Source organism: Metabacillus sp. B2-18, assembly GCF_021117275.1.
GTDB lineage: Bacteria > Bacillota > Bacilli > Bacillales > Bacillaceae > Metabacillus.
This window is the reverse complement of the sequence record NZ_CP088245.1, coordinates 2,018,267-2,032,512: the sequence shown is the minus strand read 5'-3', so window position 1 is coordinate 2,032,512 and position 14,246 is coordinate 2,018,267. Positions and strand designations below refer to the sequence as shown.

General features: G+C 34.1%; 10 protein-coding genes and 1 pseudogene. 2 read left to right on the top strand and 9 right to left on the bottom strand.

Annotated elements, in window-relative coordinates; translation table 11 throughout:
* Positions 1 to 4 precede the first annotated feature (4 nt).
* From LPC09_RS10150 to LPC09_RS10125, 6 genes and pseudogenes are all read right to left on the bottom strand, one after another.
* Positions 5 to 1,186 (bottom strand): site-specific integrase, encoded by a 1,182-nt coding sequence (locus tag LPC09_RS10150; protein WP_060669316.1) that lies wholly within the window; start codon positions 1,184 to 1,186, stop codon positions 5 to 7.
* Entirely contained in the window at positions 1,158 to 2,093 is a 936-nt protein-coding gene (locus LPC09_RS10145) for a tyrosine-type recombinase/integrase (RefSeq protein ID WP_098799043.1), read from the bottom strand. The genes LPC09_RS10150 and LPC09_RS10145 overlap by 29 nt, the downstream gene beginning before the upstream one ends.
* Before the next feature lie 129 nt (positions 2,094 to 2,222).
* Positions 2,223 to 4,373 carry a type IA DNA topoisomerase gene (locus LPC09_RS10140; RefSeq protein WP_098797398.1) on the bottom strand — a complete coding sequence of 717 codons (2,151 nt, stop codon included), beginning with the start codon at positions 4,371 to 4,373 and terminating at the stop codon, positions 2,223 to 2,225.
* A 298-nt stretch (positions 4,374 to 4,671) separates the two neighbouring features.
* Complete coding sequence (gene istB / locus LPC09_RS10135; RefSeq protein WP_098799614.1) at positions 4,672 to 5,436, bottom strand: IS21-like element helper ATPase IstB; 765 nt, start codon at positions 5,434 to 5,436, stop codon at positions 4,672 to 4,674.
* A gap of 1 nt (position 5,437) precedes the next feature.
* Positions 5,438 to 7,000, bottom strand: a complete 1,563-nt coding sequence (gene istA, locus LPC09_RS10130; RefSeq protein ID WP_098799615.1) for an IS21 family transposase — start codon at positions 6,998 to 7,000, stop codon at positions 5,438 to 5,440.
* A 346-nt stretch (positions 7,001 to 7,346) separates the two neighbouring features.
* Positions 7,347 to 8,381 (bottom strand): annotated as a pseudogene (locus LPC09_RS10125) (DNA topoisomerase); the annotation flags it as partial.
* 231 nt (positions 8,382 to 8,612) lie between these two features.
* Here LPC09_RS10125 and istA (LPC09_RS10120) point away from each other — a divergent pair.
* Together istA (LPC09_RS10120) and istB (LPC09_RS10115) are read left to right on the top strand one after the other, a co-directional pair.
* Positions 8,613 to 10,127, top strand: a complete 1,515-nt coding sequence (istA, locus tag LPC09_RS10120) for an IS21 family transposase (RefSeq protein WP_231307496.1) — start codon at positions 8,613 to 8,615, stop codon at positions 10,125 to 10,127.
* Between the two features lies 1 nt (position 10,128).
* Positions 10,129 to 10,887: an IS21-like element helper ATPase IstB gene (gene istB, locus LPC09_RS10115; protein ID WP_231307495.1), complete on the top strand. Its 759-nt coding sequence runs from the start codon at positions 10,129 to 10,131 to the stop codon at positions 10,885 to 10,887.
* Positions 10,888 to 11,223: 336 nt separating this feature from the next.
* Here istB (LPC09_RS10115) and LPC09_RS10110 read toward each other — a convergent pair whose 3' ends face one another.
* The 3 genes from LPC09_RS10110 to tdh all read right to left on the bottom strand — a co-directional run bounded on the left by LPC09_RS10110 (position 11,224) and on the right by tdh (position 14,133).
* Entirely contained in the window at positions 11,224 to 11,655 is a 432-nt protein-coding gene (locus LPC09_RS10110) for a cell wall hydrolase (protein WP_098796379.1), read from the bottom strand.
* Positions 11,656 to 11,853: 198 nt separating this feature from the next.
* The gene (locus LPC09_RS10105) at positions 11,854 to 13,029 is read right to left on the bottom strand and encodes a glycine C-acetyltransferase (RefSeq protein WP_098796370.1); all 1,176 of its coding nucleotides are present in this window, start codon (positions 13,027 to 13,029) and stop codon (positions 11,854 to 11,856) included.
* A 63-nt stretch (positions 13,030 to 13,092) separates the two neighbouring features.
* Positions 13,093 to 14,133: an L-threonine 3-dehydrogenase gene (tdh, locus tag LPC09_RS10100; RefSeq protein WP_176551018.1), complete on the bottom strand. Its 1,041-nt coding sequence runs from the start codon at positions 14,131 to 14,133 to the stop codon at positions 13,093 to 13,095.
* Positions 14,134 to 14,246 lie beyond the last annotated feature (113 nt).

Genomic DNA, 14,246 nt, shown 5'->3' with positions numbered 1-14,246 from the left:
CCTTTTATTCTTTTTTCTTATATATTTCATCTATCTTTTTTTCTAGCTTTTCTTTAATTCGTTTTGTGCTAGCTAGATATGGTTTTACTGAGTCAAAACCTTTGTCCCCTCTTGGAAAACTCACATCATATAAATTATCAGCTTCTTCAGCCAATAAGTTAGAAAATATCCCCCTACCTATATGACTAGCCCATCTCTCAGCTTCAAGCGCTAAAGCATTATTTCTATCCGCCATATTCTCCGAATCTCTAAGGTACTTCAGAAATATTTTCTTTGTTTTATTAAAATGGTAATAGTAATTGTTACCTGTCATGGCTAATCCTTTTTGATTAGGAAATAGTGGGGTTTCTCCATTTAATTTCATAACATCTGTTAAATTATTCATGTGTTTTTCATAAAATAAAGTTGACCAATCCTTAAATCCAAAAACAATTTGCCTTCTTTTACTTTTAATATAGCTAGACCCCGATGTATTAGTGATGTCCTTTCTCAAGTTTCGATCCTCAGAAAGATCCACGATAAAACCATATTCTCCTTTATCCCCTATAAGCTGTAAATCTTTTATTCTAAGATTACATATCTCTCCGGTTCGGAGTCCACCAAAGAATTGTAAATAAAGTGCAAACGCAATTTTACTATCTGTTTGATAGGCAATTTCTAAAAAGGTTAGAATATATTCATCTGGTAATTTATGGAGTCTCGGTTTCGGTTTACTGTAAAAGTATTGAACATCTTTAATTTTCAAAGTATGACCAATGATCTTTTTTTCATTTAGAAAATCAAAGAACTTTTCTATATATTTCTCATGTTTCTTGACCGTATTTTTAGGTGTCCTTTTATAAGAAAGCTCAGATAAAAAATTTATTACATGGTCTGATTTTAATTCTATAAGACTTTTAACTTTATTACTCTTATCGCTTATTAAAAAATTTAAAAACATCGCTATAGTATTTGCCGGTGCTTTCATAGTATTGTACTGGGCGTTTTTCCAATTATCTAATATAAATTCTGTTGAAAGAGGATGAATTACTTCAACGTTTGTGTCTTCATTTTTAATTTTTATACACGCATATTGTTTTTCTATTGGCTCACCTGTTGAAGTTTCTGCATATTGGGCCATTATTGCACGTACAACAAATTTCACATTAGGTTTTATACTAACAATCTTTCTTTGGTTTCTCCCCATCGTTCCCCCACCCTAAATTGATATATCTGGTTTCAAAGGATTGAAGTTCTAAGTTCCCTTTTAAATTAGAACATAAAGACTCGTAAATTTTTTCTGTATATGATTCAGTTGTATATCTAGCAATTTTAGATATATAAGATATTTCAAATGGTTCATTTTGTGCTAATACTAACAAGTTAAAAATCCCCATACGTCTTAACATTTGAGGTGAAACCGTATAATTAATATTAGCTATCGAACTGTATTTCCGAAACATTTTGTTAATTGCATCCCTTGTCATTGGACCTTTTTGTCCAATTAATAGTTTCTTACTTTGATAAATGGGTCTGACTTCTAAAAAATCTTTTATCATTTTAATAAGAGGTTCAGTTATGCTAATTTTTCTTATAGGAGTGGGGAATTTTCCACTTTTTAAAATTTTAAATTGTATATAACCTTGTGATGGATCAGTAATTTCTATATCATCCAGTTCAATATTAATAAGTTCAGAAATCCTGCAACAAGTTCCGTATAATAAGTGAAATATAAGAATATCCCTCTTATTTTGACCTTCTAATATTGTTTGCCGTAGTCTAACAAATTCATTAATACTCATCATTCTCATAGTCCAGTTGTTTGTTTTAATTTTGATTATTTCATTTGGCTCAATTACTAATGGAGATTCTCCAATATGATACAAATATTTGTTATACCGAGTGACACTCTTAATTTTCCTCAAAACAGTATTTTCACTATATTTGGTATATAAAAATATTGTGTATTCAGTTAGCACTTCTTCTGTTATTTTGGGGTCCAGTTCCTTACTTTTTAACCAGTCGTAAAACTGAACAATGTCAAATACATAGCTCTTAATCGTATTTTTAGACAATCCTTGTCTTTCTAATTCATTGATAAATTTTTCGATCATGTGTGCGCTTACTCCATTTCTTTTATTACCTTAATTCTATAAAATTCTACATAACTTGTATACATAACTTTTATTAAGTTTAATAAAAAAGATGGGTTTTTTACTAACCCATCTCTATCTATACCAATACTATTTATCGAACTCCATCTTCCAACTATAATAGTCGTTTTCAGAGTTTTTTTCATATCGTAAATTTGCATCAAATTTTTTACCTTTTTTACTTGTTAATCCATTAACCAAAACGACTCCATTTTTCAAGAGACTTTTAACCATTGTTTTAGTTGGTTTCTTTTTCATAGATGCTAAATATTTATCATTTTTCCAAATGACAAATTTACAACCATTCTTCCAGTTACTGCAGCCAAAACCTTTCTCACCTTCGATGACAGGGTGTTTACAATTTGGACAACTCCCAAGATTCTCATAAGTATTCTTGTTAGGAATCTTTTTTAAAGAAGGACCTTGATCTTCTTTTATCTTTACAACTGCCTGATTCGTAAAATCAAAAATAAAATTCAAAAATTCCTCTTTACGAAGCTTACCTTTTTCTATGTCATGAAGGGTTTTTTCAAGTTTTCCGGTAAACCCTAAGTCAAATAGTTCTTTTACCGGAAACATTTCAACGAGTTGTTTCCCCAATTCTGTACATTGTAGATATTTTTTGTGGGTAGTAATATATCCTACATCTTTTAGTTTTTTTATGGTCTCTGCTCTTGTTGCTGGTGTACCAATACTAAATCCATTTAAAATAGAATTCATGATTTCATTATCATCGCTATCATCATACTTCTTACCACAAGTTTCCATAACTCGTAATAGAGTCTTTTCTGTATGATATTTAGGTGGTTTAGTTTTATTTGCTGTTACTTCATGATTTTTGACAGTGACATTTTCATTAATTTCTACAAATGGAAGAGTGGATTCTTTTGTTTCTATTTCCTCAACCTTTTTCCAACCTTCGACTAATTGAACCCTTCCTTTTGATAAAAATTCTCCCTCTACATTATTTACAATTGTGGTTAGAGTAGTCTCTTCATATTCCGCTATAGGCATAAATTGCATTAAGAACCTATTTTTCACAGCATTATATACAATCATTTCATCTTTAGTCAATGATTTAGGGACTAAATACGTTGGAATAATGGCACTGTGGCTTTCAACCTTCTCATTATTAAATACCCTTTTTGTTCTTGTAAATCTCAGTTCACTTTCATAAGGCAGTCCCTTTTTTAGAACATTCAAAACATTTTCTGCCCGTTCAACAAGACTTTCATCCAAAAAATTGCTTGAGGTCCGAGGATAGGTAATTAGTTTTTTCTCATACAATGATTGTGAAATCCGCAAAACTTTGTCCGAAGTCCAGCCCTGATATTTGTTCGTAATAAACCCTTGAAGATTGGATAAATTAAATAAATAGGGAGGATATTCATTTTTCTTCTCAACGTTTTTTTCAGATACGGCTCCCTCTTTTCCAGACAAAAGGGAATGAATATCCATTAGAATTTGTTTATCTTTAAATTTATCCTCATTGTTAAGATGATAAATCCCTTCATATTCACTACCTGATAGGGTTGCAAATAATGCTTTTAGTTTAAAATAATCTTCTGGAACGAAATTTTCTATTTCTTTATCTCTGTCATAAATAATCTTTAAAGTTGGTAGCAAAACTCGTCCAATATTAAGTGCTTGTCCTTTACCCTCTTGATATTTTAAAGTTGCCATAGAAGTAAGGTTAATTCCTATTGTCCAATCTGCCCATTGTCTACCTATACCTGCATTTCTTAAAGGAATCATCTCATCATTGGATATTATATTATTAAGACCCTTTAGTATTTCATTCGGTGTCCACTCATTTAATAGTAAACGATAAACCTTTTTACCATGTCTTATCTTATATAAGATCGTATCTCCAATAATTTGTCCCTCTCTATCATAGTCACACGCAGATATAAGATTAGTAACATCATTTCTTTTAATTAGACTATATATGATCTTCAATTGTTTTTTTGCGCCTAAATCTTCTTTATCACGATTTTTTTGATTTGATTTCACCTTATATCTAAATTTATCAGGAATAAATGGAAAGTTTTCTGTTCTCCATTTTGCCATTTTCTCATCATAATCTTTTGCATCAAATAACTGTAATAGGTGACCAAAAGCCCATGTGATAATATAATCGTTGCCCTCAAAATAACCATCCTGTCTACTTTTTATTTTTAGTGCATCTGCTATATTTTTAGCTACAGAAGGCTTTTCTGTTAGTATAAGTGTTTTGCTCATCTTGATGTTTTTCTCCCTTCATAACAATTATGAAAAATTGTTTATCCACTCAAGTTCTAAAAATACAAAGAGTAAATCATTTAAAACATAATAACTACTAAACTTTAATATTTGAACTCATAATTAATATTTTATATTTTTTAAAGTTTTTCGGCCTGTCAATCTGAAGATTTATTTAGGGAATTTAGTGAAGGAACCAATAAAAAAGATATATTAAAAATTAGAAGTTTTTGATATAGAGGTTTTGAAAAAGCCGACGTGCTGTGACCGTCAAGTAGAATGACACAATTTTTGCTCATTAATTTGAAACACTTTGTTCCCCAAATATGGTAGAACGATGCTTCATACGATAACTATCTTCATTTAAATGAATAATCTCTACTCGATGCAGAATTCTATCTAGAATAGCTGTTGTTATAGCTTGATCTCCTAATAATTCTCCCCATTCTTTTGGAGCCTTGTTAGAAGTTAGAATAATGGACGATTGGTTATATAAATCGTTTATTAAATGGAAAAACATATTTGCTTCTTGTTGATCCATTGCCATGAACATCAAGTCATCTATGATAACTAAATCTGCTTCTCTAATTCTCTTCATTCTTGCTTTAGATTTGCGCGTGAATTCTTCCGTTTTCAGATTATGAACTAGGTCTCCCATTGAAGTAAAAATAGCTTTGTATCCTTGGTTTATTGCCTCTATACCTAGCCCGACCGCCAGGTGCGTTTTGCCTACACCAGGCGGTCCTAGTAATATTAAATTGTATAACTGTTCAACCCAAGTTAAGTCTCTTAATCTATTTAATTGTTTATTACTTAAAGACTTCTGTTCTTTCAAATTGAATTCCTCGAGTGTTTTACTAAAAGGAAAGGTAGCCCACTTTAAGCGATTATTTAATTGCTTTTCCTCTCTTCGAGCTTGCTCATAGGTTGTTACATCTAATAAAAATTGAGTGAATGATTGGTCCTTTTGCTCAGCTTCTCTGATCAAATGGGGTAGGTGTTTGGCAGTTTCAACGAGTCTTAATGCTTTCATTATGTCTTGTATTTGTTGAAGTTGACTCATCTTATTTTACCTCCATTAACACCGTGTAAGAATCTACTTTTCTTTTGTGTGCATCTGTTTCTAAAACCCATTCAGACAGCTTGTTCAAAGGTTTGATTTCTATTTTGTTTTCTATAACTGTTTCATTTATCTGGCGTTGACGTTTCACATATGCAACGATATCGCTAAAATCTGTTGCACTAAATAGTTTCCTTTTTACGCACTCTGCTAACGCCTTGGTTAGTACTTCGCTATTGCTTTCTTTTGCTTCACGCAAGATAATTTGCAGTTGGTCTTTAATGTAACGAGGATTTTTCTCTCTAACCTTCTCTAAATATTGATAGGCTCGTTCTTTATCTTCAAATTCCTCGGCCACTGTGCTAATATATGCTTCGACTCCTTTTGTACGGTCTCTACTATGTTTTCTATCTTTTACTAATTGGCCTTTGCCATTTGGAATCATATGTTTTGCAATGATTTCGCCAGTATCAGGGATATAAATAATCAGTTCTTTATTCTCCGTTTCCTTGATACATACTTTATCCAATTTGTTGTATGTGCCAAGTGGAAGAGAGTACCGATTTGAACCGAAACGAATTGTATTGTCCTTATGGACACACCTTGCTATACTTGTATCATAGTTATTTTGAATATCTATTTTTTTGGAGACCGGCTTTAAGTGTTGCTTTTCGAGGAGAAACACTTCAAACGGTCTTTTTTTTGTTGTGTTGTGTACCTTAAAGTTCCCAGTTCTGTTTAGCCATTCCCAACCTTGTTCGTTCCAGGAATCAATGTTATGGAATACTCTATGTTTGGCAAAGTTTTGTTTTATGAATCCTACAACATTTTCTATTCTTCCTTTACTTTCTGGGTCAGCTTTGCGACAAACACGAAGGTTCAAACCCCTAGATTCCCTATAATTTTGAAACTCTTTTGTTAAAATTAAATCTCCACCATTTTCACTAACTACAATTAAACTATCTTGATCATACACAATCTCATTGGTCATTCCACCGTACCACTTGAATGCATTCTCATGCGCTCTAATTACATCCTGTGTTGTAAAAGGTCTATCCAACCACTCTTTATATTTTTGTCTAGAGTGGGAGAGGACAAAGGCTATAAAGGTTAGCTTAATCTCCTTATTATCAGCTGTCTGTTGCCTTGTATGTCCGAAGTCTACCTGCATTTGTTCGCCCATCGGGGGATCGGGGATTGCCTCATACATTCGAGGAGACGTTTCTTTTTTTATCTGGTATTCTTCTCTAAGATCCTTTACATAACTTCTAACTGTACTCTCCCCAATATTTATATCTTCATATTTCTCCAGAAGCCAATCATACACTTGTGCAGCTGACATATCCGGATGCATCCTCAACCAAGATAGTATCAGCTCTTTATTGGGATCTAGTATTCTCTTTTTATTCTTAAGAGATTCTACCCAATCAGCCATCTCCGAAGGTGATTTCTTCAAATGTCTGTAAACTGTTGACCTTGAAATCCCTAACTTTTCAGCTATTTTAGTTTGACTAAATCCTTGTTTTAATAATTGTCTTATTTCCATGTACATTTCCCACTTATCCACCTTTTCTGACCCCCACTGTAAGTAATGAAACTATTATTCATTTTACAGGGGAGGAGTAATATTCATTGCTGGTATATTTGGGTAAATAAGTGTTTCATCAAATCAAGCAAAACTTGTATACTTTATTCTAGCAGTCACACGTGCTATTCTTCTTACTAAAAAGTTTAAATTTTATTATGAATGAATAGCTATTGTATAAAATATAAATATAGATTGTCCCAAATAATCTAAATACCTGTAATTGGTCTCCGGTTATGGTTACGGGTCTCCGGTTATGGTTTTCGCGGAAATACTAATTACCCCATTATGTCCACTTTCATTATGTCCACAACATATGGACATGCTATAAACCGTTATAATTCAACTTTTCTCCTATTCTATCAATTATGTCCATATCCTTTTTTGTATATAATGAACGTGGATAAGATACTATTCCCTTTTGATAGAGTGATTGAACAATATCTAATGTTTTCTTAGGTGAAAACTTAAATGCCTTGTTGGCAGTTGCCTGTAGAGAGGACAAATTAAAAAGCATGGGCGGTTGATATTCTTTTCTTTCAGTTATCAAATCTTTAATTTCAGCAGGCTTTCCCATACAAAACCCCGCTATTTTATTTGCTAGTTCCTTATCCATTACACGTGTTTGCTGATCTTTATGCCATTTCCCTTTATATTTCTTGCCATTGATGTTAAATGTTGCAACAACCTCCCAAAATGGTTCAGGTTTAAATGAATCAATTTCCTTTTCTCTTTTAACAATCAGTGCAAGTGTTGGAGTTTGAACTCTCCCTGCTGAAAAAATATCATTCATTCCACGTTCTTTCAGCAATAAAGAATAGACTCTAGAGGCATTCATTCCAACGAGCCAATCTGCACATGCACGAGAATAAGCCTCATAAAAGAGATTTTTTGTTTTTTCATCGTCTAATAACTGTTGAAATCCCGTTTGTATAGCAGCTGGTGTTAATGAGGATATCCATAATCTTTTTATTGGCTTTTTTACTCCTGATAAATGGATAATATTCCTGATAATTAACTCCCCTTCACGTCCAGCATCACCCGCATGAATAATTTCGGTTACGTTTGGATTGTTTAATAGCTGTTTAATAATATAAAACTGTTTTGATTTTGATTTCGTTACTTCGTATTGAAACCTATCTGGAATTATAGGCAGCATTGAAATAGACCATTTTTTCCATTCTGGTTTATAAGCTTCTGGATTACTTAATTGCGTTAGGTGACCTATAGCCCATGTGAAAAAAGCACCTTTTGGAAACAGTTCATTAGGTTTCACCTCAAAATAACCATCCCGCTTTACTCTTTGAAATTGTGCACATAGGGTGGAAGCTTGGTCAGGTTTTTCAGCTATAATTATTTTCATTTTTCTCACCTTGCATATTCAATCTATTAATTTTAAATTTCATTCTAATCTAGTTTACTTTATTTCTTTATTTCTGAAAAATGGTGTATTTGATAAATTAGATTTGAGCCACTTTTCAATAGTTTGATCACATAAAAAATGAGCCACACGATTTCCAATTTAATTAACCTCTTTTATGATTGTAAGTGACCAAACTATCAATCAGAGAAGAGGAACAAAAGGATGATCAATATGGCTCAATTTCATCGTATCAAATTTTTAAAAGAGGTTGAAGGATTATCACAAAGACAAATTGCAGAAAAACTTGGTATTTCAAGAAACACCGTTAGTAAATACTTAAAACAAAATGTAGCTCCTACAACCATTCAACGCCAAAAGGTCTATGGTACAAAGCAGTATTCTGATGAAACAAAGCGAGTATTGCCGATTATCGATCAATGGCTTGAGGAAGATCTAAAGAGCTGGGGAAAACAAAAACATACAGCTGCGAGAATCTTCAATCGACTAGAAGACGAGTATGATTTCAAAGGTTCCGCATCCAATATTCGAAAAATCGTTGCCAAACGTAAAAAGAAACTACAGGAAGTCTTCATTCCACTTGATTTTCAACTCGGCCACCAATTCCAATTCGACTGGGGAGAGGCGGACATTATTCTACAGGGTCGAACGCAACGTGTTTACCTCTTTTGCATTCAGCTTTCGGCAAGCCGCCTACGATTTGTAAGAGCTTATCTAAATGAAAAACAAGAAGCTTTCTTAGATGGTTTTGTTCATGCGTTTGAGTTTTTTGGAGGCGTTCCAACTGAAGGACTCTTCGATAATTTAAAAACAGCTGTACTTAAAATTCTTCAGGGGCGTGATCGCCTCGAACAAGAATCTTTTATCGCTCTCCAGGCTCATTATTTATTCAAAGCAGAATTTTGTAATGTACGATCTGGAAACGAAAAAGGACGCATTGAAGGGACAGTAGGTTATATAAGAAGAAATGCCCTTGTACCTAAACCAGAAGTCCAATCGTTAGAGGAATTAAATGAATACCTTTCAGAATGGTGCCTACAAGAGGCTGATAGACGAATGGTACCTTACTCAAAAGAAACAGTTTTAGCTATGTGGGAAAAGGAGAAACAACAGCTTCACCCATTGCCAGAGAACCGTTTTGAGGCGTGTAGGCTTGTTTCATGCCAAGTAAATAAAACATCTTTAATAACCGTTGATACCAACCAATACTCTGTTCCATGTAGCTATGTCGGTCAAGCTGTGTGGGCAAAAATTTTTGTGGATCGTGTGATCGTTGTGGCTCAAAATCAAGTGATCGCGGAACATTCTCGTTCCTATGAGAGAAATCAAATGGTTACCGTTTTAGATCATTATCTAGAAGCTCTATTAAAGAAACCACGTGCTGTCAGAGATGCCCGTGCCTTTCAATCTTCTAAAGTACCAGAAGTGTTCAGGCGTTTCCATCAAAAGATGCGTGAACAAGAAGGTGCTGCAGGAGATCGAAAGTTTATTCGTCTACTCCTTCTCCATCGGGAGATAGGAATGGAGAAACTCACGCAAGCTTTACAACAGGCGGAACAAACGCAGATATTTAGGTATGAAGTGGTTCATGAAATAATTCAAAAACTGACAAACGCAAACGTCAAAATCCATGACCTTTCGAAAGAGAAAACGCCTACTAATCTAGTAGATTATAAAGTTAAAAAATCGAATGTAGCTCAATATGGACAATTAACAGGAGGTCAGTAAGATGACAACAGAATTACTAGTGGATCATTTAACCAAGCAGCTTAGAATGCCTACCATTCACAAACAGTATCGCTCTCTCGCAAGAGAAGCTGAAGAACGTAACCTTAGCTATGAAGAGTATTTGTTAGCCTTACTTGAAGTAGAGATAGAAATGAGAGATGAAAATCAAAAACAGAGGCGACTAAAACAAGCAAACTTTCCAGTCCAGAAAACCTTGGATACCTATGATTTCAGTTTAATGCCTAGTCTAAATCGAAATCGTTTTTTAACACTAGCTAAAGGTGAATTCGTTGAGAAAAAGGAAAACATTCTCTTTCTCGGAAATAGTGGTACTGGAAAGACCCATCTAGCTACAGGACTCGGTATTGAGATGATAAAGAATGGTTATAAAACCAAGTTCATTACAGCGTCTAAATTAGTAGAAGAATTACTGATGGCGAATGACGAGCATAAACTCGGTGCTTTAGAAAAGAAGTGGCTCAAATTTGATGTGATCATCGTAGATGAGCTAGGGTATGTACCTTTTTCAAAAATTGGATCAGAGCTCCTATTTCAATTTTTCTCAAGTAGGTATGAACGTGCAAGCGTTATTATTACTACCAATCTTGAATTTACGGAGTGGACTAGTCTTTTCGGAGATGAAAAAATGACAGCTGCCCTTCTCGATCGACTCACCCATCGATCACACATCCACTTACTGAACGGAGAATCCTATCGATTTAGACAAAGTATGAAACAAAATGGAGAAACTAAAGCATAACCAGGAGTGAACGCGAGGTGTTTGGAGGTCTTGCCCCTCCTCGGGGCAAGACCTCCAAACACCCAATCCCTCCCAGTAATGGGGGCTAGAAATGATAAAGTGGCTCACTTTTGAAGTGATCACTCTGGCTCAAATTAATATTGACAAAAACAAATGGCAGAAAATAAAGTTTTTATCTTCATAAATTTATATTTAATTAGAAAAACTTGGATTTTCTAAAAGTATTAACTATGAAAGCCTTAGTTTATCATATATTTTTTTCTTTAAAATCTTATTTTTATGATATATAAAAAAACACCACATTTTTGTGATGTTATTAAGAATTATTTATTTTTATTAAAATGTATTAAACACATTTGGACAATCAGACTGAGTCGGTGAATAGAAACAATGATTTTTAAATCTTCCAGCGTTCCACTGATTATACCATTGTGCAGGACACGTTCCAGAAGGCTTAAAAAACCACAATGAATTTGTTGCTGGATGGAACCTTTCACCATTAATAACTCTACGAGCTAAACGAATATCCAGTTCTCTTGCAGATTGATAAAAATATCCTTTAATTGTAGCTTCAAAGCCCCCTGGTCGTTGATATACCATTTTTCTTATTGTTCTTATATCTTTAAAGTCTAAACAATTGGATCTTGTGCGATTAACACCGACATTACCAACCATAAGCATTCCAAGTTGACCATCACCTTCAGCCTCTGCCCTCATTAACCGCGCCAAAAGCTTAACATCTGCTTCAGTTGCCTTTACAACTGCCACAAGCTCACTCCCTTTCACCATGCTATTCTCATTTATATGATGTAGGGGAATGTCCTGTTGCACGGGTTTTAAAGTGGTCTAACTTTTATGGTACCTGTTACTACCCGATATTTGTTGAGGTGTGTCGATTTATTATAAGGCTTTAGAATCACTTACCTCATGATTATTTACTAATCTTTATAAAATTCTAAGTGAAATTTAGATAATCTTTAATTCTTTTCCTGCTTTCTCAAACACACTAAGTGCCTCTTCAAGGTCTTCTATCGAATGCTCTGCTGTAACAATTGTGCGAACGCGAGCGTGACCTTTAGCGACAGTAGGAAAAGCAATGCCTTGAGCAAATACACCATATTCTAACAATTTATCTGAAAATTTGTGTGATAATGCTTCATCTCCAACAATAATCGGGGTTATAGGAGTTTCACTTTTCCCGGTATTAAATCCAAGTTTTGCTAAACCATCTTTAAAAAACTTAGTATTATCCCACAGTCTATTAATTAAATGTGGTTCATCTAATAAAACCTTTATCGCTTCTATACATGTGGCAGTAACTGCAGGTGGATGAGATGTACTAAATAAAAATGGTCTGCCTTTATGAATTAAATAATCAATAAGTGTTTTTTGTCCGGCTACATAACCTCCCAAAACCCCGATTGCTTTACTTAGTGTTCCTACTTGTATATGAACACGACCATCTAAGCCAAAATGGTTAACCGTTCCGCGCCCATTTTCTCCTAATACACCTGAAGCGTGTGCATCATCAACCATTACCAAAGCATGGTATTTTTCTGCTAATTCTACAATGCCAGGTAAAGGGGCAATATTACCATCCATAGAGAATACACCATCCGTCACAATAACACGGACTCTATAATTCTCTGATTCTTTTAGTGCTCTTTCAAGGTCTAACATGTTTACGTGTTTATAAACCTTTCTATCTGCCTTTGTTAACCGAATACCATCAATTATGGAAGCATGATTTAATTCATCTGATATTACAACATCCTCACTTGTTAATATAGAGGAAAGTACCCCTTGATTTGTTGTAAATCCGGATTGAAATACTAATGAAGATTCCGTATGTTTAAACTGAGCAAGTTTTTCTTCTAAATCTTTATGCATAGTAAAAGTACCAGCAATCGTTCGTACTGACCCTGTTCCTGCTCCATAGTTTTCGACAGCTTTAAGTGCCGCAGAGCATAAGCGAGGATGCGAAGTTAAACCTAAATAATTATTTGAAGATAATTGGATAACTTTTTTACCATTAATAACAACTCTTGCTGACTGGTCAGATTCTAAAGGTATTAATTGACGAAATGTTCCTTGCTTCTTCATTTCTTCTAACTCTGATTGTAAAAACTCAAAACCGTTCATTTAAATCTCCTCCTATAAAATAGATATATATAATCCTATGATCACTAATGTAAGTGCTTTCATTTATGGGTGTAAAACAACTTTTCCACAATTCCCATCCATCATTAAATCAAAACCTTTTTCAAACTGCTCTAATGAAAATCTATGTGTAATAAGAGGCTTTAGATTTACCTGTCCTGAATGAATTAAGGCCGATACTTGCTTCCATGTTTCAAACATTTTTCTACCAGTTATCCCTTGAATCGTAATCCCCTTAAAAACAATATCGTTTGTTACATCAAATTCAACAGGTTTAGTAGGTAAACTTAGAATTGACACACGCCCTCCATTTGTTACCATTTTAAACCCTTGGTTAATTGCAACTGGATGACCTGACATTTCACATACAACCTCTACTCCATGACCGTCAGTTAACTCATAAACAACTTTCAACGGATCTTGGTATTTAGAATTCACAATTATAGTTGCACCGAGTTGTTTAGCTAGTTGTAATCGATATTCATTAATATCTACCGCAATGACCTGAGATGCACCTGCAGCTTTTGCTATTCCTACAGCCATAATTCCAATTGGGCCACATCCTATAACAGTAACTGTTTTACCAATCACATCACCTGCTAATACAGTGTGCACAGCATTTCCCATTGGTTCTTGAATAGAGGCAATATCATATGGCATATCTTTAGGATTTTTCCATAAATTTGTTGAAGGCAAGGCAACATACTCTGCAAAACACCCTCCTGTATCAACACCAATAATTTTAGTAAATTTGCATATATGTGCTTTACCCGTTAAGCACTGCGGACATTTTCCACAAACTAAATGTGTTTCCGCGGAAACAGAATCACCTACTGTAACATTTGTCACCTTTGCTCCTATTTCAAAAATTTCTCCTGAAAACTCATGACCAAAAATATAAGGTGGGTTTACTCTGCTAGCTGACCACTCATCCCATTTATAAATATGAACATCTGTTCCGCAAATTGACGTAGCTTTTACCTTAATCAATACTTCATTTTCCGAGATTTGTGGAATGTCAACCATTTCTAATAGTGCCCCAAATCCTCTATGGTGTTTTACAAGCGCTTTCATCTTTCCGTTCACAGTGAACACCCCTTACTCCAAAAAAGCTTATATAACAATATCTTACATGTAATATTTATTTGTAAACATCATTGTCCATATACAGTGGACGTTTGATTGCTTATAAAATAAAA